Raw genomic sequence first — 19,536 nt, 5'->3', positions numbered from 1 at the left:
TCGCCACCTGAGCGGATATGACCAGCGCATTTCATAACTTATAAACGTTCATCTCAGGGCCCCTCGACAGACTTTGCCCAGATCCGGGCACGAATGACGTCCGGTTGGGCTTAGGAGGACGCAGATGTCGTTCGTGATCGCAGTGCCTGAGTACGTCGACGCCGCCGCAACGGAATTGGGGCGCATCGGCTCGACGATTAGCCAGGCGAATGTGCTCGCCGCTTTCCCGACGACGACGATCGCGGCAGCAGGCACCGATGAGGTGTCGGTGGCCCTCGCGGCGTTGTTCGGGTCGTTTGGCCAGCAGTATCAGGCGATCAGCGAGCAAATGGCAGCATTTCATGATCAGTTCGTGCGCAACCTGCAGGCTGCGGTGAACGGCTACGCGAGCACCGACGCGGCCAATGCGCTCGCTGCGGCAGGGCAACAAGTGACCAATGCCGTCAACGGGCCCATGCAGGCGCTGACCGGGCGCCCATTGATCGGCGACGGCGCCGATGGGATAGCGCCCGGTCAGAATGGCGGCCACGGCGGGTGGCTCATCGGCAACGGCGGCGACGGCGCACCGGGTGCTCCCGGCCAGGCCGGCGGCCGCGGCGGCGACGCGGGGTTCATCGGCAACGGTGGCCGCGGCGGATCCGGCGGGGCCGCTCCGGCTACAAAGGCTCCCTTGTTCGCGCCAACGATCGGGGGAGTCGGCGGGCATGGCGGCAATGCCTGGGGGTTAGGCGACGGCGGTGCGGGCGGTTCGGGCGGCTTGCTCGCGGATGGTGGTCGCGGCGGCAACGCTGGGTGGATCGGAAACGGAGGACCTGGCGGGGCGGGCGGACCCGCACCACCCGCGCTCGCTCAATATGTTGGTAACGGTCCTAATGGCGGGCGCGGCGGTGACGGCGGCCATGCGTTCCTTTATGGCAATGGCGGTGCCGGCGGGCCAGGTGGTGGTGGTGGACGCGGCAACGAATTCCCCTTGGGATTTAGCGTGTACAACGGTGGCCATGGCGGTGCCGGGGGTCATGGCGGCACTGGCGGGCTGATTGGCGGCGGCGGCCAGGGTGGTGCTGGTGGGCCTGGCGGTGCGGGGAGCGCCGGCCAGGCTGGTGGCGGCGACGGTGGTGATGGCGGTCCCGGCGGGTCCGGCGGAAGTACCCGGTTCGTCGGTCCGGGTGGTTCTGGTGGCGCCGGAGGGCACGGTGGCAATAGCGGGACCTCATTGTCGGCAGGCCTCTCCAACGGAAATGCGGGCGACGGCGGCGCAGGCGGCGCCGGGGGGTCAGGCGGGATCCCTTATGGCTTTGGTGGAAACACCACCCTTCTGCAACACCGTGGCGGTGAAGGTGGTGAAGGTGGTCCCGGTGGTGACGCCGTTTTCTTGTTCTCGACAGTTACGGGTGAACCCGGCACCGGCGGTGCCGGAGGTCCTGGGGGGAGTCAGTTCGGCTTACCCGGGCTGCCGGGCGACGACGGCGTCACTAGGAAGCTGTTCTGAGCCCGGGACCGCCTGTAGGGAATACCGAGGGCCACGCGAACAGCGAAGCCGCAGGGGCCGGTCTTTCCCTAGCGGTCATCTCGGGTGCGCGGCACGGGGGTGTGCCAGTGTTCGGAGAGCGGTAGGCAGTGCCAATGGGGACGCCGTCGGGGGCAGAGGATAGGGCCGTTCGCGCAGCTTCTGCCCAGCGGGCAATGGCAGTCCCATCCAGCGTCTGACTGGGGGCGGGCAAAAGTGGTAACGCAGACAAGCATCCACTTTCAAGCGAAACAGCCCCCGGTGGAGGCCCGCCGGCGGTGCTGCGGCAGCTATATGACGAGCAGAACTCGCGCAAGCGGGCATGTCCTTTTCGATCCCACTGATCAAGACGGACGAAATCCGGGCAGCCGATTGTTACGATCCTCGGGCCGCATCGTTCTGCGCAGTAAGACACCGATCCCCGAGGAGCCTGGCGTGACGGTCACCGACGAATACCTAGCTCACAACACCGAGTACGCAAGCACTTTCCAGGGTCCGCTTCCGCTGCCGCCCAGCAAACACATCGCGATTGTCGCCTGCATGGACGCCCGGATCGACGTCTACCGTGTGCTGGGCATCAACGAGGGCGAGGCCCACGTCATCCGCAACGCGGGCGGGGTGGTCACCGACGATGTGATCCGCTCGCTGGCTATCAGCCAGCGGCTGCTGGGGACTCAGGAGATCATGCTGATCCACCACACCGACTGCGGGATGCTCACCTTCACCGACGACGACTTCAAACGCGCCATTCAGGATGAGACGGGCGTCAAACCGCACTGGGCGGCTGAATCATTCCAAGATGACGTGGAGGATGTCCGGCAGTCGCTGCGCCGCATCGAAACCAGCCCCTTCGTCACCAAACACGTCTCCCTGCGCGGGTTCGTCTTCGACGTCGCCACCGGCAGGCTCAACGAAGTGACGCCGTAGCGCCGCCGTCCCGCCTGCCTCGGCGGATCACGAATCGCGACCCTCGCAGCCGACCCATTGACAACTCACGCCTCGGTCAGGCAATCGCTAGGAACTTGCCAGCGGTCCTGTCGTTGACAGCGGCCGCAGCGGCTGGTTCTATGGTTGACAATGACCGTAAACCTGGTCAATTCAACCAACTTTATCAAGTATGAGGCTCGGACTATGACAGGCAAGTATGAGGCTCGGACTATGACAGGTAAGCCATGACCAGCGGCGTCAAGGCCGGCCCCGCGGCGGGGCAGTATGAGTTGAGCCATCTCCGCTTACTGGAGGCCGAGGCGATCCACATCATTCGGGAGGTGGCTGCGGAGTTCGAACGGCCGGTGCTGTTGTTCTCCGGCGGCAAGGACTCGATCGTCATGCTGCATCTGGCGCTCAAGGCGTTTCGGCCGGGACGGCCGCCGTTCCCCGTGATGCATGTCGACACCGGCCACAACTTCGACGAGGTGATCGCGACCCGCGACGAGCTCGTCGCCGAGTCCGGGGTGCGGTTGGTGGTGGCATCGGTGCAGGACGACATCGACGCCGGGCGGGTCGTCGAAACCCCGCCGTCGCGTAATCCGCTACAGACGGTGACGCTGCTGCGGGCCATCCGGGAGAACAAGTTCGACGCCGCGTTCGGGGGAGCCCGACGCGACGAGGAGAAGGCGCGCGCCAAGGAACGGGTCTTCAGCTTCCGCGACGAATTCGGCCAGTGGGACCCCAAAGCCCAGCGGCCCGAGCTGTGGAACATCTACAACGGACGGCACCACAAGGGCGAGCACATCCGGGTCTTCCCTTTGTCGAACTGGACGGAATTCGACATCTGGTCCTACATCGGCGAGGAGAACATCACCTTGCCGTCGATCTACTTCGCCCACCGGCGCAAGGTATTTGAGCGCGACGGAATGCTGCTGGCCGTGCATCGCTACCTGCAGCCGCGCGCCGACGAGCCGGTATTCGAGGCCACGGTGCGGTTCCGCACCGTCGGTGACGTCACCTGCACCGGGTGTGTGGAATCAGATGCCGCGACGGTGGCCGAAGTCATCGCCGAGACGGCGGTGTCCCGGCTGACCGAACGCGGGGCGACCAGGGCTGACGACCGGATCTCGGAGGCTGGGATGGAAGACCGCAAACGGCAGGGGTACTTCTGATGACTGCATCCACCACGCTGTTGCGCATCGCGACCGCCGGATCCGTCGACGACGGCAAGTCGACGTTGATCGGGCGGCTGCTCTACGACTCCAAGGCGGTCATGGAAGACCAGTGGGCGTCGGTGGAACAGACGTCGCGGGAACGCGGCCACGACTACACCGACCTGGCTCTGGTCACCGACGGGCTGCGGGCAGAGCGCGAGCAGGGCATCACCATCGATGTCGCCTACCGCTACTTCGCCACGCCCAAGCGGAAATTCATCATTGCCGACACTCCCGGCCACATCCAGTACACGCGCAACATGGTGACGGGCGCGTCGACCGCCCAACTGGTGATCGTGCTGGTCGATGCACGTCACGGGCTGCTGGAGCAGTCCCGCCGGCACGCCTTCCTGGCCTCGCTGCTGGGCATTCAGCACATCGTGCTCGCGGTCAACAAGATGGACCTGATCGGTTGGGACAAGGACAAGTTCGAGGCGATTCGGGACGAGTTCCACGCCTTCGCCGCCCGCTTGGATGTGCAAGACGTGGCCACGATCCCCATCTCCGCGCTGAACGGCGACAATGTGGTGACCAAATCCGACCAGACACCGTGGTACGAGGGACCGGCGTTGCTGACCCATCTGGAAGAGGTCTACATCGCCGGTGACCGAAATCTGGTCGACGTGCGATTCCCGGTTCAGTACGTCATCCGGCCGCATACGCTTCGGCATCAAGACCACCGCAGCTATGCGGGCACCGTGGCCAGTGGGGTAATGCGTCCCGGTGACGAGGTGGTCGTGTTGCCGATTGGTAAGTCAACCCGGATCACCGCCATCGAAGGCCCCAACGGTCCAGTGCCGGAAGCGTTTCCGCCGATGGCGGTCTCGGTCAGCATTGCCGACGACATCGACATCTCCCGCGGTGACATGATCGCTCGCACCCACAACCAGCCGAGGGTCGCGCAAAGTTTCGACGCGACGGTGTGCTGGATGGCGGATTCGTCGGTGCTGGAGCCGGGCCGGGACTACATCATCAAGCACACCACCCGAACCACTCGTGCCCGCGTTACCGGGCTCGACTACCGGCTCGACGTCAACACCCTGCACCGCGACAAGACGGCAACCGCGTTGAAGCTCAACGAGCTTGGCCGGATCTCGCTGCGCACCCAGATGCCGCTGCTGCTCGACGAATACACCCGCAACGCCGCCACCGGATCGTTCATCCTCATCGATCCGGACACCAACGGAACCGTCGCGGCGGGCATGGTGTTGCGCGAGGTCTCGGCCCACACGCCCAGCCCCAACACCGTGCGGCACAAGTCGCTGGTGACAGCCAACGACCGGCCGCGGGGACGCACCGTATGGTTCACCGGGTTGTCCGGCGCGGGCAAGTCGTCGGTGGCCACCCGGGTGGAGCAGAAGCTGCTCGAAAGCGGTGTTCCCGCTTACGTTCTCGACGGCGACAACCTGCGGCACGGGTTGAACGCGGATCTGGGATTCAGTATGGCCGATCGCGCCGAAAACCTGCGGCGGCTGGCGCATGTGGCGGTATTGCTCGCCGACTGCGGCCATGTCGTACTGGTTCCGGCGATCAGTCCACTGGCTGAGCACCGCGCGTTGGCCCGGAAAGTGCACGACGACGCCGGGTTCGACTTTGTCGAGGTGTTCTGCGACACGCCGCTCGAAGACTGTGAGCGGCGCGATCCCAAGGGCCTGTACGCCAAAGCGCGCGCGGGGGAGATCACCCACTTCACCGGGATCGACAGTCCGTATCAGCGGCCGAAGAATCCCGACCTGCGGCTTACCCCCGACTGCTGCCTTGACGAGCAGGCGCAGCTGCTTATCGACCTACTGGAGGCCCGGGCCTGAGAGGCGGATCCACAGCGCACCGCTTCGCGTTGCGCATCGTCGCTCAGGGTGGGTGGCACAATCCTGAAGCATGCGGATGTCGGCCAAGGCTGAGTACGCGGTGCGGGCGATGGTCCAGCTCGCCACGGCTCCCACCGGCATCCTGGTCAAGACCGACGATTTGGCTCAGGCTCAGGGCATACCCCCGCAATTTCTCGTCGACATCCTGACCAACTTGCGCACCGACCGCCTGGTGCGCAGCCATCGCGGTCGCGAGGGCGGTTATGAGCTGGCGCGCCCGGGCAGCGAGATCAGCATTGCCGATGTGCTGCGCTGCATCGACGGGCCGCTGGCCAGCGTGCGTGATATCGGGCTCGGCGACCTGCCTTACTCCGGGCCCACCGCAGCGCTGACCGATGTGTGGCGGGCGCTGCGGGCCAGTATGCGATCGGTGCTGGAAGAAACCACGTTGGCCCATGTCGCCGCGGGCGCCCTGCCCGAGCACGTCATACGACTCGCCGACGACTATCGGGCGCAGGAGAGCAAACGCCACGGGTCAACCCGCAGCGGGGATTAGCCACCCGAACCGTACGGCCGGGTGAGGATCTCCATGAAATGGCCGGTCGGGTCTCGGAAGTACACTCCGCTCCCGCCGTCGTGGTGGTTGATCTCGCCGGGTCTGGTGGCCCCGGGGTCGGCCCAGTGCGCCACTCCGCGGGACGCGATCCTGCCGTAGATGGCGTCGAATTCCTCGTCGGAGACCAGGAAGGCGTAATGCTGTGGACGGATTTCCTCGTCGGCCGGGACATCGGCGTAATCAAGCGACGCGCCGTGGTCGAGTGCGACGACCAGGAAGCGGCCGAACGGTACCGGCTCGGGCAAGCCGAACAGGTCGGTGAGGAACTCCGCGGACTCTCGCTTGTCGTGCGACGCGACAATGGTGTGGTTGAAGCTGATGCCCATCTTTCTGGCTCTCCCCTTGTTTGCGGCGCGACGCCGCACCCGCTACTTGGGCGCGGTGAGTTCCAATGCAATGTTGTCGGGGTCGCGGAACTCGAGAATGTATGCCGGCCCGATGTCTTTGATCGGCTCGTGCCGGATCCCGAGATCATCGAGATGTGTAGCCGCAGAGTCTAATTCGGCCCGGCTGCCGACTCGGAACGCGATGTGGTCCAGGCCGGTGCGATCCTCGTCGAAGCGGTCGTTGGCCACCGGCCGCAGACCCAGCAGCGCGCCGCCGAGGTCGTAGATCACGCCGCCGAACAGAAAGCCCAACTGCCGGCGCGTTGCATCGTCGGCATTGTCGGGAACTTCGATCAGCACCGGCCAGCCGAACACGCTCTCGTAGAACCGCCGCGATCGCTCGATATCGGTGACCGTGAGCCTGACATGCGCAATCGACGTGCTGGCGAACCCCATCTAGCTCATGCTGCCAGAATCGCCTTCGTGCAGATAGCCATGACCATGCCCGTGATGGAGCCCGACCTCGACGCGGCGGTGCTCAAGAAGTGGGCGCGCGCAATAGACGACGGACCGTTCTCGTCGCTGTGCTGGGGCGAGCGCATCGCGTTCGACAACCCCGACAGCCTGACGCTGCTGGGTGCGCTGGCGGCGTGGACCGACCGGGTCCGGTTGGTGACGACGGTGATCGTGCCCCAATTGCACCACCCGGTGATGCTGGCGAAGGCGCTGGCCACCGGCGACGTCCTGAGTGGTGGGCGGTTGACGGTGGGAGTCGGGATCGGTGGCCGGCAGGAGGACTACCATGCCGTCGGCGCCGACCCCTCGACGCAGACGATGCGCGGTATGGCCGAGCATGTGGCGGTCATGAGGCGGGTCTGGGCCGGCGAGAAGATCACCGAGTCGCAGCGACCGATCGGCCCGCCACCGGTGCAGGCCGGCGGTCCGCCGCTGCTCGTCGGGACGATTGGGCCAAAGACCCTCCGCAACGCCGCCGGGTGGGCCGACGGACTCGCGGGAACAACCCTCGACCTCGACGTCGGGCGGCAGAACGAGCTCTACGACGTTGCTCGCAGCGCCTGGGCCGAAGCAGGCAAGCCCAAACCACACCTGGGGACGTCGTTCTGGTTCGCCTTCGGATCGCCGGATCAAGCCCGCGCGCAGGTGCATCGTCACCTGCGGCGCTACATGAACTGGATCCCGGCCGAATTCGTCGATGCCATGGCGCCGATGACCGGCTGGGCCGGCAGCGAAGAGGAACTGCTGGCGGTGCTGCGAAAGTTCGAGGAGATCGGCACCGACGAGGTTCAGCTGATCCCGACCAGTGCTGACCCGGAGCAGCTTCGTCGCGCCGCCGACGTGGTAGCCGCGCTGTAGATCAGCCGGTCGCCGCTTCGGGCAAGCCGCCGACGGCGCGTTGCTGCACGGGCTGGCCTTTACGCAGCGTCGCCAGCAGCTCGCGGTAGGGGCCGACAAGGTAGACGGTGTCGCCGGCCCGCAGCCGTGCCTCCCGGCGCGGATGCAGCGTGACCGGCTCGTCGGCCCTGGTGATCGCGATGACCCGGGTGTCGGTCGACAACTCGTACATGGGCAGCCCGTCGAGTTCGCTGCCGGCGCCCACCTGCATTCCGCCCACCATGAAGGAGCTTTGCCCCACCGAAAAGGTGCCCAGCACCTGAAGGCCCATCGCGGCGCCGATGAACCACGGTGCCGCCAACTCCACGGTCGAGCGCACACTTTCGAAGCCGAACCGCTGGGCCACCGCGCTGCCCAGGGTGCGGTCGTAGACCCGCAGCACCAGCGGAACGCCGCGTCCCTTGGCCTTGAGGCCACCCAACATTTCCCGCAGCACGATCCCGGTCTCGACGTTGACCATGTCGTCCTGGGTGAGCACCGCCACCGCGCGCGCGTGAGCGACGCAGGCCGACTCCAGTGTCTGTGGCAACGTCGCATCACCAAAGATGACCGGCACCTCCAGCTCGGCCGCCGATGACAGGTATCGGCTGTTTTCGTCGAGTTCGATGACCGCGACGTCGTAGCCGGCGGCGGTCAGGTCCCTGACCACCCGGATGCCGAACGAGCCGAGCCCGACGACGATCACGTGGTTGCGTAGGTGGCGTACCCGCATCCGCCCGGCCGAACGAGTGAAGCGGCGCGACAGCAGCAGGTCGGCGAGGAAAGCGACCAGAATCGCGGTGAGGGTCACGCCGGCGAACATCAGCGAGATGCTGAACACCCGCAGCCACGTGGGCTGGTGGGCGAAGCTGAAGTCGCCGTAGCCCACGGTCGCGATCGTCTCGGTGCTGAAGTACAGCGCATCCAGCCACGTCATTCCCGGCGGGCGCAGGTAGGCAAAGCGCAGCAAAATCGTCGATCCGACGAGCAGTACCGCCATCGCGGCCAAAGCCCGATAGAACATCGGGTTCACGTCGTTACGGAAAGCGCGTACCGCGTCGGACAGCTGGCGAAGCCACAGCAGGCGGAAACGCGTCGCCGTGGGCCGGGGGACCTTGATGCCGCGGACGGCCAGCTCGTCAGCGGTGCCGATCATCGCGGTCTGGTCGCCGGCGTGGACGCGCAGATCGCGGCCCGGACAGGCCACCAGCTCGCCGGGGTTGGGGGAGTCCTTGCCGCGGACGACGGCCACCGGCGCAAGGTCGCCGTAGATTTCCCGCAGGGTCGCCTCCCGGGGTGCCTCGGCCCGCCAGACGACGAACTTCATGCCGGCCACCTCGAACGGGTGAGCGGTGCGCGCCAAACAGGCCTCGACGACCGAAGGCGCCGCCAGGTCGGCGACGTCGAGGATCGCGCCGGGCTCGTTGGCGGCAGTCATCGCTTCGCGCAGGACGTCGTTGGCCAGCCTCGCCACCACCCGCACGTGCGGGTCGGCTTTCCTTGCCAGCAGCGCGATTTCGAGGTTTCGCGCGTCGTCGTCGCCGGCGCAGATGACGGCGATCGCCTGCGAGAGTTCGGCATCTTTGAGCTCGTCGGCGGCAAGCTTGACAATGCGGACGCCGGCGCTGTTCAGCTCCTCGACAATCGTGTTCGCCAGCGCGTCGTCACCGCTGACGATGATGTGCCGGCGCGTTCTCACCGATACCGCCGTGGCACCGGGTCGTCTGGCATCTCAACCCCTCCGCTGGCTGCCGTCGCTATCTACGCCTATCTGGCACCGTAACGGTTTGCCGGCCGAACATGTGTCGTAACTCGGCGGGCAGTCGGGTGGGATACTCGGGCCATGCCCACAGCCCGGCGCGGTCGCGAAAGTATCGACATTTCCGCACCTCCCGATCCGGTGTACGACCTCATTGCCGACGTCACCCGGATGGGAGAGTGGAGCCCGGAGTGCTATCGGTGCGAGTGGCTCGACGGGGTTTCCACCGCGGCCCCGGGCGCGCGGTTCCGCGGCTACAACCGGCTGGGTCTGATGCGCTGGGAAAGGACCGCCGTGGTGGGCACGGCCGAGCGGGGCCGCGAATTCAGCTTTACCACCGTCAACGACGGTGCCGGACGTGAAGAAACCCGCTGGACCTACAGCATGGAGCCCACGCCGTCGGGAACACTGCTCACCGAATCTTTCGAGTTTCTCTGGTGTTCGGTGGTCACCAGGTTGGCCGAAGCGGCTATTCCGCGGGGGCGGCAAATGGACCGCGGCATTCAGGAAACGTTGCGGCGTATCAAGAAGGCCGCCGAAACAGCGGCGTGAATCGCGGATGTGTCAAATGTCCCGGTATGGCACGTTTGACCGAATCACCTCGGCCCTTGGGTACCAACGCCGCAGGTAGCGGCACAGTGACAGGGTTTTGGCGTCGCAGTGTTCGCTGGGCCCCACGAGCACTCCTTTGACCGCGCTTCGGTCGAATTCAAACCGCACCCGCGGGATCAGGCCGATGCGCGACGTGGAATAGAAGGTCTCCGACGTGTGCGAGATCAGCCGCTGTTCGGCTTCGCCGACGAACTTCTTGTGCTTCATCGAAGCCGCTAACGGAATTATTCGCCGGACCAGGCGCTGCTGACCCGGATGAATACCGGCGCCAGGGTCGTCGCCCACGGCGTGGATCAACTCGTCGATATGGTCGTCGACCAGCCGAGCCACCCGCGCCGACTGCCGCTCCGGTAGATATTCCACCGGTTGCAACTCGGGCACCGGCGTGGATTCACTGATCGGAAGTTCGGTGGGCAGGGTCGTCTGCTTGACGGAATCTTTCAGTATTCGGCTGTCGAACTCGATCGCGTACCCGCCGTTGGCGTAGCCGCGCCACTGGGACAGGTCGTCTCCGAACATGGAAAAGCAGGCCACAAACGGTCCGAAGTCGTCGGCGATGAGCTCTTGGGCGCGCAGCACATTCCTGCAGACGCTCAGAATCGCAGACGATCGCAATTCGGGTTCCGCGTGTGCGGATGACTTAACGTCCTCCCCGTATTTCGCGATCATGGCGCATATCGCCTCCACTCCGTAGGAGAACTCCTGGGAGTCGTTCAGGTATGCGACATGAGTTCCCCAGATTTGTCCGGAGTCGAGAATTCCCTTGAGGCCCTTGATGTCTGTGTAGTGGTAAACGCTGCCGTCGCGCTCGTGCACCGGCCGATCGGTTACGTGTTCTGCTGAGTGGCCCGCAGCGGCGTCATCGGACACGTCGCCCAGTGAAGCACGTGGTGGCGACGGGCTCAGCGAAACCTGCGCAAGCGACCGCCTGCGGCGCTCTCAGCGCGACGGTCGCGATACTGGCCGGGTGCCTTTCATCGAACCCGTCGCGTCCCGCGAGATCTATCGCAATCGCTGGATGGTGCTCCGCGAAGACGACATCCGCCGCCCCGATGGCAGCTCCGGGATTTACGGCGTGGTCGACAAGCCGACCTACGCGCTCGTGATGCCGTATGACCGGCGACGATTCCGGCTCGTCGAGCAATTTCGGTATCCCGTCGGCGCCCGACGCTGGGAGTTTCCGCAGGGCACCGCGCCCGATTTGGTCGATCTGGAGCCCGCCGAGCTGGCCGCGCGCGAGCTGCGCGAGGAGACCGGATTGTGCGCTGCGTCGTTTGAGTTGCTCGGCCGGCTCGACACCGCCCCCGGAATGACAAGTCAGCGTGGGTGGGTGTATCTGGCCACCGACATCACCGAGGGTGATTCCGATCCTGAGCACGAGGAGCAGGACATGCGCAGTGCGTGGTTCCCGCGTGACGATGTCGAGGAGATGATCCGCTCCGGAGTGATCGTCGATTCGCAGTCGATCGCCGCATATGGGCTGTTTCTCATACTCGGCCTATGACGCGGATTGCCCTGTGTTGCTCACAGTTCCGACGCTTCTGCAGCCGAACGCGATCGTGTCCGCGCCGAGACCTGATTGCGTCGTCGAACCCGCACCATCAACTCGATGCGTCCGATTTCCAGGTGGGAAGCCCGTGTCGCTGGGATGCTCGCTGCCGCCGTGATCGCGGTGGTCGGCAACCCTGCGGTTGCGGTGCACGCGGCGACGCCATCGTGGAACGGGAAATACTCGCTGGTGCGCTACGCCGCCGACAAGTCCGGCACCAGCATGGCTGCCGGCCAGGCCGAACCCACGTTCAGCGCGGACTACGTCTTCACGACGATGTGTTCGGCTGCCCAGTGCGTTGCCACTGCCACCAACGGACCTACGCCGAAGAACCCGACGTTGCCCCGGCCTTCTCACTACGCCTGGGATGGAACAAGGTGGGTGGAGCACTTCGACTTTCAATGGGACTGCTACCTGGGAGAAGGGGTCGCCAAAGTATGGGCGCCCGCGCGGTCATGGGCGTTCTATGCACCTCAGGCCGACGGCTCGCTGCGCGGCACCTGGCATACCGACATTGCCAGCGGCCCGTGCCGCGGCAGCGTCGACATGCCGGTGGCGGCGTTTCCCGCTCGACCTCAATAGAACGGGCCGGTTGCGACACGACCGAGGTACTGGCCGATAGCCTGATCGCATGACCGTGGGCGAGTCGGTTGCGCAGTCGCTGCAACAGTGGGATCGCAAACTGTGGGACGTGGCCATGCTGCACGCATGTAACGCCGTCGACGGCACCGCCCGAAAACGCTATCCGGCTTTGGGAGTCGGCACGCGCTTCAGGAAAGTCATCCGGGATTCGCTCGACATTTTCGGTGTGATGGCGACGCCCGGTGTCAACCTGGAAGAAAGCCGTTTTCCGGTGGCGGTGCGATCCGATCTGCCGGACAAGCGCCCCGACATTGCCGACGTCCTCTTCGGGATTCACCGGTGGTTGCACGGTCACATCGACGAAGGCCCGGTTGGCTTCGAGGTAACGCCGTACGTGAACTCCGGTGCGGTACTGCGTACCGCGAACGACGGCAAAATTCAGCTGACCAAATTCGCGATCCTGGGAATGCTGGCCGTGGCCGTGTTTGCGCCGGAGAACAAGGGCGAGTCCATCCCGTCCGATTACCAGCTCAGCTGGTTTGACCACGTCTTCTACATCAGTGTCTGGTGGGGCTGGCAAGACCATTTCCGCGAAATCGTCAACGTCGACCCGTCGTCGCTGGTCACGCTCAACTTCGGCGACCTGTGGGATAGGTGGACGCCGGTTTCGGCGACCCCGGCGTAGTCGAGGTCTGTTAAACCGCCCCGCCTTTGTCGGCGGCCCTGATTGTCGATGCCGCCGCCTGCGCCGCAGCTACCTGGCCGAACACCGAGGACGGCGGCGCCAAGGTTCCGGGTTTCTCGGCGACCTCGGTCGCCCGGGCAGCAGCACTGACAACCATGGCCTGGTCCGATTCCTCCGCGAGCTCGCGGCGGGCGGTACGGACCACCAGGGCGATCTGGGTGTGCACTGCCGCGCGGCGCGACGGGTCGACGCAGTTTTGGGCGACGGCACTCAACAACTGCAGCAGCGCCGCCAGCACCAGCGGTTCCCGCGAACCGTAGCGGCGTATTTGTGCACATCCGACGTGCAGGTAGGCGGCAAAGCCGGGGTACGGCAGCCAGACAAGGAGATCCCCGCTGCCGTCGCGGCGTACGTCATTGGGAAGCGCGCGTGATGCCAGTACCGATTCGACGGCCGAAAGATGGTGCACGACTTGTATTGCCGTGTAGGGGTCGTTGACCGCGGGCGATAGCGCCCGCAGCGCGATATCTACCAGCTGCCGCAGTCCGAACCGGACGTCCTGCTGCAGCGTGCGCTCGAACCCGATGTGCACAAAACGCAAACAGTGTTGCGTAAAGTCCGATGCCGGTGGGCCCGGCTTGGTGCTCCGGCACCAGCACCAGCCGAGCAAACCCCCGGCGGTGATGTAATCGCCGACAAAGGCAACCAGTTCCACGGTGTGCCCGCAGGCGGCTGCTGATTCGGCGATCTCGTCGATGTCGACGGTTTGTATATAGCCCGACTGCGGGGCCAACAGCGGCGCCGCCCCCGCCGGCGGCTTAGGTGGCGTTTCCAGTTGCCGATCCGGCGTATCCGGATCCGGATACATCTCGTCGATCAGCCCGAGTGTGCGCAGTCGCACCTTCTCCATGATCGTGTCGATCTGGATCGAGTGCATGAGGTGGTGCAGGAAATAGATCAGCGCGGCGAAGCTGACGAACGCCAGCGCGAGGGAACCGCTGACCGCAACCTTCGGTACAAACGCGCCCCCGCTGGCATGCTCTCCGACCGTGTGGAGCCCGCCGGTGCTGTAGGCGAAGGTGCAGGCGAAAATCGCCAACACCACCTGGTTGGACACATCGCGCAGGAAGGTCCGCAGTAACCGGACCGAGAATTGGCTGGAAGCGATTTGCAGGGACAGAACCGTCAGCGAGAAGACGATCCCGATGGTGGTGATCATCGTGGCCGACACCACGATCAGCACCCCGCGAGCGTCGCCGGCGGTGCCCTGAAACATCACCTTGTCGATCAGCGAGTCGGATTTCACCGGTATCAGCGACAAAGCAGCTCCAGCCGCGAGACCGAACACAATGCCGAGCGTCGGGAGCACCCAGACCGCGCCCTGCAGGTAATCCCGGATGACGCTGCGGCGGCTGAGCAGGCTCTTTGCGGTCACCGATTAAGCATGCACCGCCGGCAGACGGTGTAACGAGAGTTTGCCTACCGCTTTGCCGGATGCAGGCCGGCGGTCACCGCCACCATCGCTCGGTCTGTTGGTGATCGACTTCCGGATGGTCATAGTGTGCTGGAATCGCCCGTTTTCGGCGCGCACGTTGCGGTCGGCGAGTTCGGTCAAGACATCTCCGCATCGCGTGCGGACCTGACTCGAATGTCTTGGCCCCCAAACGTCGTTGGGTGCTGCTGCGACCCCGGGCGGGGGAGAATCAGCGCAGTCTTTCTACCAGCCGGTGCCACCGGCGGTGACGGTGGCGGAACATCAGCCTGATGAACAACCGCGTCGGAGCCCCGCGCAGCCCGTCGTCCGTTTCGATCTCGTCGGTGTAACGACAGTGGTGCTCGTCGATGGGTTCGAAAGTCAAGCGGTGGTTCCGGGTGCGTGCGGGTCCGCCGTGTTCGTTGGTGTAGATCTCGGTGGCATCGAGTTGCTTGATCGTCAGGTGGTGGGTCCACGAGGGTATTACGCCGAACCACCACAGGCGCCCCGATGCCTGGGTGCCGACCTCGAAGTGTTCGGGGAATTCGAGGCGATAGAAGCGCAGGATCGGGCTTAAGACATGGGTCATCGTCGTAGGTTTGCGCGCCAGCGCGGCGGCCGTCTCCGCGGACATCGGCAGTTCGGTAGTTAGGGCAACCTTACTCACCGGATTATGATGCACCGCAAGGTGATTTCGGGCCAATCCGCATCATCCGAGGGCCGTTGGTCCGCGAGGTGCCCAGGAGAACGCTGATGTATGCCTGTTGGTTGGGATTGGTCGACGGCGTCGGAATTTTGACCCGGCACGCCATCTAATGTCGCCCATTGGACGGGGGTTGGCGCTGCGGTCAGGCGATGGCCCAGCCCCGGCTGCTTCGGCGGGTGACCGGTGGGATGGCGGTCGGTCGGCGGTCGCCGAGTGACGGCGTCAGCACAGGTCGCGCTGGGCGGCGGCGGGCGCGTGACCGAAAGGATTAGTGGGCGTCGATCTCTTCGATCCGCGCGTTCAGCCATGCGCATGCCTCCGACATCGTCGCGATCAGCAGGACGGCCTGGTTCACTTCATCTTTGGCCACCTGGTAACGCGTCTCCAAAGCGTTGGGCATCGCCGCGGCCGGCGGCCACGCGTGGGCTTTCCGGTAGGCGAATGTCCGTCGGCACCGATCGGCGAGCTTCGGCAGATCGAGCCCGTGTCCCCCCACCGTGCCCGCATGCCATAGCAGTTGCAGGTCGACTAAGTCATGCGCTCGTGTCGAGCCTTGTTCGGTCGCAGCGTGAATTTTCTGAGCGATCTGCTGCTCCAGTGAGATGAGTGGGACCGGCGCCAGTTCCCCGAAACCCAGGACCCTGCCGATAGCCGCGATCTGGTCGGCGATCTCGGTCGGATGGTCAGCGTCCTCAAGCGCGTCGATCTCGTCATGGCCCACTTCGACAGGCACCTTTTTCCATGGTTTGCCCATGAAGTGCAACGTCACATCGTAAGGCTCCATGAGGTATTCAGCCAGCACCCCTTCGGGCCGCGCCTGTTTAGCCGGTCGAGCCGTTCCACTGAACGCGAGCCTCGGAGGTGCGTCCGGGTTTCTCTTAAGGGCGCCCCGGCTCGCGGGCACTGTTCCCCAGCCGATTTCAAGCCGCTGGTTCAACTCGTCGAGGAAGGTGGTGCGGTTTCGGGCGGCTACGTCCATGTCCGCGGTTGCTCGCGTGCCGACTTCCCCGAGCCTGAATTTCACGCCGATGCCACCCTTCACAACGGCCTCGTCGGGAAGCATCTGCGCGACGATGACGCTGCCGATCAGCATGCGAGCACGGTCGATTGGGATGTCAAGCGCGCCGGCGATAGCTTCGACTCAGTCGTCGAATTGGACCAGGTTCACGGGAGTACCGGGGTACTCAAGTGCGTCCAAGGCCGCAATTGCGGAGTCGTGGGTAGTGATGAGTTGTCCTTACTCGCTGAAGATTTCGGCCGAGTTGTTATCGTCAGCGGGCTTGAGCTAGGAGCCGGTTCTGGGCTGCGATAGCACCACGGATCTCGGCGGCATCCCGTTCGTCGATGAGTTCGCGGCGCTGAGCTTCGGCGACTGCTTGTAAGACGCGTTCGCTAAGGAGATGGGGGACCCCGTCGAGGAGTGCGCGTCGAACCGTGACACAGCGCAAGCCCTCGTAGGTGGTCAAACCGTCCTCTGTCGCTCGGGGCCGAACTGTGACAACGGTGTGCGGCGGTGGCGCGGTACGCCGACGGCGCGGCGTACCGATGAAGATCTTCGGCGGGTTGACCAGAGCGAGGTTGAACATCGCTAAGACGGTGTCGCCTTCCAGGAAGGCGTCCTCACCGACACGGGCCAGCGTTGCCGCCAGCTCGGTCCACTTATCAGCTGGCACACCGGCATGGCGGTAGACGCCGTGCCCTATCCGGGTAAGCGCTCCGCGTGCGGCCAGCTTGCGCACCTCGACACCCGGGACGCCCGCATCTTCAGCCTGTCGCGTGGTGAAGATGCCGTGATGCTCCGCAGCAATCTCCCATAGATCCTGACGGTACGTCATCATTGCCTCCCTCCGCCAGGCCGTCGCTGACCAAACCGTACCATATTCGGTACGAATTTGCCATCATCGTTGGTACAATCCGTACTGAAAATGGGCCGTTTCTGCGCAACGTGCCGCCGCGTATGGTCGCGACCAAGGCTGACGACTGCGCAACTAGCAATCATCGGAACCAGAACAAGCGTGAGTGTCGATAGTCAAGAGAAAGACCCCTTCCAAAACGCGTAGATACGACTGGTCATCAGCCGACGCGTTTGTTGGGGTCCTCGCGTGCACAAGCCTGCGCACGGGCCGCCTCAACGTGCCCTTGGTCCTTTTCGACAGTGCCGCCCGCTGCGCTACTCGCGACTCATGCGGGTCACTGATAGCTGTCGGGGTGCTCCGAACCTTGCACACCCGGCTACAGGTGCGCGCGACACGCTACACCTGTCCCGCCACCACCCGCCACGGTTACGTTCCGCCCTCGGTGAGCTCTCCTACGCGTCATCCTCCGCTGGCTTCCGGATGAGAATTCGGGAGGACACCTCTGCTGAAGCCTCGGTGTCGGCGTTGGCGCGAAGAATCTCCATGATCGCTGACAGCTTGTGCATCCGAGATAGGCCTGCATGATCATTGGCGGATTGCCTGAGCCCAATCGCGTCCGCGCTGACCGTCTCGGTCTCGTCGGCACCTTCGTCGGTGCGTTCTTCCTCCACTTGCTTGTAGTCGACGTCATTGAAATGCCCGGCGTTGATCCCGATGAGGAAAGACCTTCGGTAGCCGCTGAATTCGAGCCTGGCATTGGCTGGCTGTGCTGAACTTCCTGGGGCCAACTGCAATTGGAGGTCGACCGGCGGGATACCGCGTTGCGCTACGAACACAGGGCTTCCCGAGTTGCCGTTGGTTGAGAAGGCGTCGAACAGTATCTGTTGGTTTCCGTCGTGGATTGTCGGCTCGCCAGAATTTGACCGGTAATCCGTTTGGGGATCGCTTGCAATCACGCCCGAGCGAAAAACAGGCCTGTTCTGCAGGCGGTCAAACCAGATCGGATAGCCAGGAAAGGCCACCGACTCGCCGGGTCCCAATTCGCCCCATAAAGTTTCACACTCAAGGAGGTATTCCCAACTCAAACCGTGCTTGAATTCAAGAAATTCGGCGCTCAGGTCCGGAATCAGATTTTCAATCTTGTCAAAGGGGTAGCCTTTCGCATTCGTGTCGATGGCCGGGCCGAATGGAATCACACATATGTCGATATACGGGTCAACGTGAAAGTATGTGGTCGGGTCCTGAATGTCAAATTCTATCCGGAGGTTCTTACTCTGCCACAATTCGACCTTCACGGACTTTAGTACGGTTCCATCGCGGTTCGGCTCAACCCATGGAATATCGGTCAGGTGACGGTTCGTCACCAAAGCGAATCTATTGTCCGGCGTAGAGAATCCTGTGATGAAGCCGGTGCCGTACAGCAGCCGTGGCGTGTGGTCAGCCGGTTCGTAGTAGTGCGTGAACGTGAGCCTGCACGCCGAGTACAGCTGCGTAGCCGAGAAACCCGTGTCCATTCATACCCCGATCCACCTCACGGAAAGCTATGTGGGCAAGTGTTGCATAGAGGTACGACAAGCTATGCAGACTCACCCTGGTGGAGTCTGACGGTCTCGGCACGTATCCACTGCTTCAAGAGCGGTTCAATCTTGATCCTCTGACCGCCGGCTGCCTCCTTGACCTTTAGTGTCCCTTCATAGGTGAACGGGAATCGAATGGCGCACCTTTTGTTGCTTAGCAGAATCTCGGTTTTGCTGACTCGCTTTAGCTCCCAGCGATACGTGTTCTCTTTACACAGGGCAATAATATGTGTGTCCATATTGCGTTTCTCAATCCATTCATCAGCTTCGGAGGGACGTAGTACTAACAAGCCGTCCAAGTCCGGCTCTTGCGCCATAATCAGCCGAGCGTAGAAGGCCCTGTGATTGTTGCTCAGTTTGTCATCGCGGTCATCTGTGGTGATTGCTAATTCCCACCTCGCCCGCTCGTAAAGATTTGCAACGCCTAACCTGTGCCGCCCGGTCCTGGAAACCCACTGCCTCGCAAAGTAGACCAGCGCGTCGTACACGCCGGGATTATTCGAGTGGAACTGCTCGAACTGCTGCCAAAGCGCGGCTCATGAGTTGTCAATCGTGACGATCAGCGCGTCTAGCTCTTTGACGTCGCACTTGATCAATCCGCCGATCTTGTAGCCCCGTAGCTTGCCGTCCGCGATGTACTGGCGGATGGTGCCGGGGGACACGTTCAGGCGGTCGGCGGCCTTCGTGGTGGAGATCAGTCGGCGCGGCGAAATCTCCGTAGCTACGGCTTTGGACGTTTGTGCGCCAGAACTGGACTTAGACATGGTGACTGAAACCCTTTCCGGGGTCACCATCCTCCCGCGAGGCCGAGGTAGCAGACTGCGCGAACCGGTGCGGTCTGCGCAGGCCACGCGGCACAACGCGGACACGGCCAAGTGTGCTGGCCGAGCGATACCCCGCAGCTCGCGCCACGGCGGCGCGCCAGCAACCGAACGTTAGCGTG

The 19,536-nt window shown here is 64.1% G+C and carries 20 protein-coding genes and 1 pseudogene; 10 read left to right on the top strand and 11 right to left on the bottom strand.

What is annotated here, in order from left to right:
• Positions 1-124 precede the first annotated feature (124 nt).
• From EET10_RS31745 to EET10_RS20330, 5 genes and pseudogenes are all read left to right on the top strand, one after another.
• Positions 125-1,489, top strand: a complete 1,365-nt coding sequence (locus EET10_RS31745; protein WP_063466432.1) for a PE family protein — start codon at positions 125-127, stop codon at positions 1,487-1,489.
• A gap of 453 nt (positions 1,490-1,942) precedes the next feature.
• The gene (locus tag EET10_RS20345) at positions 1,943-2,434 is read left to right on the top strand and encodes a beta-class carbonic anhydrase (RefSeq protein WP_036400392.1); all 492 of its coding nucleotides are present in this window, start codon (positions 1,943-1,945) and stop codon (positions 2,432-2,434) included.
• A 150-nt stretch (positions 2,435-2,584) separates the two neighbouring features.
• Positions 2,585-3,609, top strand: a pseudogene (gene cysD / locus EET10_RS20340) (sulfate adenylyltransferase subunit CysD).
• Positions 3,609-5,459, top strand: coding sequence for an adenylyl-sulfate kinase (gene cysC / locus EET10_RS20335; protein ID WP_099187570.1), 1,851 nt, complete (start codon positions 3,609-3,611; stop codon positions 5,457-5,459). The pseudogene cysD and the gene cysC overlap by 1 nt, the downstream one beginning before the upstream one ends.
• Before the next feature lie 70 nt (positions 5,460-5,529).
• Entirely contained in the window at positions 5,530-6,015 is a 486-nt protein-coding gene (locus tag EET10_RS20330; protein ID WP_122502435.1) for an Rrf2 family transcriptional regulator, read from the top strand.
• On the opposite strand, the gene EET10_RS20325 is transcribed toward EET10_RS20330, so the two are convergent.
• Both EET10_RS20325 and EET10_RS20320 read right to left on the bottom strand, forming a co-directional pair.
• Positions 6,012-6,401 carry a VOC family protein gene (locus EET10_RS20325; protein WP_122502434.1) on the bottom strand — a complete coding sequence of 130 codons (390 nt, stop codon included), beginning with the start codon at positions 6,399-6,401 and terminating at the stop codon, positions 6,012-6,014. The two genes, EET10_RS20330 and EET10_RS20325, sit on opposite strands and share 4 nt — an antisense overlap.
• Before the next feature lie 42 nt (positions 6,402-6,443).
• Positions 6,444-6,857, bottom strand: coding sequence for a VOC family protein (locus EET10_RS20320; protein ID WP_036400375.1), 414 nt, complete (start codon positions 6,855-6,857; stop codon positions 6,444-6,446).
• 39 nt (positions 6,858-6,896) lie between these two features.
• On the opposite strand from EET10_RS20320, the gene EET10_RS20315 reads away from it, so the two are divergent.
• Positions 6,897-7,775: an LLM class flavin-dependent oxidoreductase gene (locus EET10_RS20315; RefSeq protein WP_036400373.1), complete on the top strand. Its 879-nt coding sequence runs from the start codon at positions 6,897-6,899 to the stop codon at positions 7,773-7,775.
• A gap of 1 nt (position 7,776) precedes the next feature.
• Here the strand turns inward: EET10_RS20315 and EET10_RS20310 are convergent, their stop codons facing one another.
• Positions 7,777-9,492, bottom strand: coding sequence for an NAD-binding protein (locus EET10_RS20310; RefSeq protein ID WP_036400370.1), 1,716 nt, complete (start codon positions 9,490-9,492; stop codon positions 7,777-7,779).
• A 144-nt stretch (positions 9,493-9,636) separates the two neighbouring features.
• Here EET10_RS20310 and EET10_RS20305 point away from each other — a divergent pair, with 144 nt between their 5' ends.
• The gene (locus EET10_RS20305) at positions 9,637-10,104 is read left to right on the top strand and encodes an SRPBCC family protein (protein WP_122502433.1); all 468 of its coding nucleotides are present in this window, start codon (positions 9,637-9,639) and stop codon (positions 10,102-10,104) included.
• Positions 10,105-10,116: 12 nt separating this feature from the next.
• Here the strand turns inward: EET10_RS20305 and EET10_RS20300 are convergent, their stop codons facing one another.
• Positions 10,117-11,034, bottom strand: a complete 918-nt coding sequence (locus EET10_RS20300; RefSeq protein WP_136622986.1) for a DUF2971 domain-containing protein — start codon at positions 11,032-11,034, stop codon at positions 10,117-10,119.
• 148 nt (positions 11,035-11,182) lie between these two features.
• On the opposite strand from EET10_RS20300, the gene EET10_RS20295 reads away from it, so the two are divergent.
• From EET10_RS20295 to EET10_RS20285, 3 genes are all read left to right on the top strand, one after another.
• Positions 11,183-11,668, top strand: a complete 486-nt coding sequence (locus EET10_RS20295) for an NUDIX domain-containing protein (RefSeq protein WP_174719749.1) — start codon at positions 11,183-11,185, stop codon at positions 11,666-11,668.
• Between the two features lie 144 nt (positions 11,669-11,812).
• Entirely contained in the window at positions 11,813-12,295 is a 483-nt protein-coding gene (locus EET10_RS20290) for an Rv2253 family sensor-like surface protein (RefSeq protein ID WP_036400361.1), read from the top strand.
• A 49-nt stretch (positions 12,296-12,344) separates the two neighbouring features.
• Positions 12,345-12,980 carry a hypothetical protein gene (locus EET10_RS20285; protein WP_036400360.1) on the top strand — a complete coding sequence of 212 codons (636 nt, stop codon included), beginning with the start codon at positions 12,345-12,347 and terminating at the stop codon, positions 12,978-12,980.
• Between the two features lie 10 nt (positions 12,981-12,990).
• Here the strand turns inward: EET10_RS20285 and EET10_RS20280 are convergent, their stop codons facing one another.
• The 7 genes from EET10_RS20280 to EET10_RS20250 form a co-directional block, all read right to left on the bottom strand.
• Positions 12,991-14,415, bottom strand: coding sequence for a DUF2254 domain-containing protein (locus EET10_RS20280; RefSeq protein ID WP_036400359.1), 1,425 nt, complete (start codon positions 14,413-14,415; stop codon positions 12,991-12,993).
• A 268-nt stretch (positions 14,416-14,683) separates the two neighbouring features.
• A complete protein-coding gene (locus EET10_RS20275) occupies positions 14,684-15,088 on the bottom strand; it encodes a hypothetical protein (protein WP_051490314.1) in 405 nt (134 codons plus the stop codon).
• Positions 15,089-15,428: 340 nt separating this feature from the next.
• Positions 15,429-16,253 (bottom strand): nucleotidyl transferase AbiEii/AbiGii toxin family protein, encoded by an 825-nt coding sequence (locus EET10_RS20270; RefSeq protein ID WP_122502432.1) that lies wholly within the window; start codon positions 16,251-16,253, stop codon positions 15,429-15,431.
• Between the two features lie 178 nt (positions 16,254-16,431).
• Positions 16,432-16,995, bottom strand: a complete 564-nt coding sequence (locus tag EET10_RS20265; RefSeq protein WP_122502832.1) for a type IV toxin-antitoxin system AbiEi family antitoxin domain-containing protein — start codon at positions 16,993-16,995, stop codon at positions 16,432-16,434.
• Positions 16,996-17,468: 473 nt separating this feature from the next.
• Positions 17,469-18,530 carry a hypothetical protein gene (locus tag EET10_RS20260; RefSeq protein ID WP_063468492.1) on the bottom strand — a complete coding sequence of 354 codons (1,062 nt, stop codon included), beginning with the start codon at positions 18,528-18,530 and terminating at the stop codon, positions 17,469-17,471.
• 62 nt (positions 18,531-18,592) lie between these two features.
• Positions 18,593-19,081, bottom strand: a complete 489-nt coding sequence (locus EET10_RS29990; protein ID WP_174719705.1) for a hypothetical protein — start codon at positions 19,079-19,081, stop codon at positions 18,593-18,595.
• A gap of 48 nt (positions 19,082-19,129) precedes the next feature.
• A complete protein-coding gene (locus EET10_RS20250) occupies positions 19,130-19,357 on the bottom strand; it encodes a helix-turn-helix domain-containing protein (RefSeq protein ID WP_063468502.1) in 228 nt (75 codons plus the stop codon).
• Between the last annotated feature and the right edge of the window lie 179 nt (positions 19,358-19,536).

It is taken from the genome of Mycobacterium pseudokansasii, assembly GCF_900566075.1.
Classification (GTDB): Bacteria; Actinomycetota; Actinomycetes; order Mycobacteriales; family Mycobacteriaceae; genus Mycobacterium; species Mycobacterium pseudokansasii.
Note: the sequence above shows the minus strand (reverse complement) of the source record. Positions and strands in the feature narration are given on the sequence as shown.

What these genes read in the sequence shown, in the direction of transcription:
- EET10_RS20265 (WP_122502832.1), bottom strand. Translation starts at nt 16,995, where the DNA reads ATGACGTACCGTCAGGATCTATGGGAGATTGCTGCGGAGCATCACGGC.
- EET10_RS31745 (WP_063466432.1), top strand. Translation starts at nt 125, where the DNA reads ATGTCGTTCGTGATCGCAGTGCCTGAGTACGTCGACGCCGCCGCAACG.
- EET10_RS20285 (WP_036400360.1), top strand. Translation starts at nt 12,345, where the DNA reads ATGACCGTGGGCGAGTCGGTTGCGCAGTCGCTGCAACAGTGGGATCGC.
- EET10_RS20250 (WP_063468502.1), bottom strand. Translation starts at nt 19,357, where the DNA reads ATGTCTAAGTCCAGTTCTGGCGCACAAACGTCCAAAGCCGTAGCTACG.
- EET10_RS20320 (WP_036400375.1), bottom strand. Translation starts at nt 6,857, where the DNA reads ATGGGGTTCGCCAGCACGTCGATTGCGCATGTCAGGCTCACGGTCACC.
- EET10_RS20330 (WP_122502435.1), top strand. Translation starts at nt 5,530, where the DNA reads ATGCGGATGTCGGCCAAGGCTGAGTACGCGGTGCGGGCGATGGTCCAG.
- EET10_RS20295 (WP_174719749.1), top strand. Translation starts at nt 11,183, where the DNA reads ATGGTGCTCCGCGAAGACGACATCCGCCGCCCCGATGGCAGCTCCGGG.
- EET10_RS20315 (WP_036400373.1), top strand. Translation starts at nt 6,897, where the DNA reads ATGACCATGCCCGTGATGGAGCCCGACCTCGACGCGGCGGTGCTCAAG.
- EET10_RS20305 (WP_122502433.1), top strand. Translation starts at nt 9,637, where the DNA reads ATGCCCACAGCCCGGCGCGGTCGCGAAAGTATCGACATTTCCGCACCT.
- EET10_RS20260 (WP_063468492.1), bottom strand. Translation starts at nt 18,530, where the DNA reads ATGGACACGGGTTTCTCGGCTACGCAGCTGTACTCGGCGTGCAGGCTC.
- EET10_RS20290 (WP_036400361.1), top strand. Translation starts at nt 11,813, where the DNA reads ATGCTCGCTGCCGCCGTGATCGCGGTGGTCGGCAACCCTGCGGTTGCG.
- EET10_RS20325 (WP_122502434.1), bottom strand. Translation starts at nt 6,401, where the DNA reads ATGGGCATCAGCTTCAACCACACCATTGTCGCGTCGCACGACAAGCGA.
- EET10_RS20270 (WP_122502432.1), bottom strand. Translation starts at nt 16,253, where the DNA reads ATGCTGATCGGCAGCGTCATCGTCGCGCAGATGCTTCCCGACGAGGCC.
- cysC (WP_099187570.1), top strand. Translation starts at nt 3,609, where the DNA reads ATGACTGCATCCACCACGCTGTTGCGCATCGCGACCGCCGGATCCGTC.
- EET10_RS20275 (WP_051490314.1), bottom strand. Translation starts at nt 15,088, where the DNA reads ATGTCCGCGGAGACGGCCGCCGCGCTGGCGCGCAAACCTACGACGATG.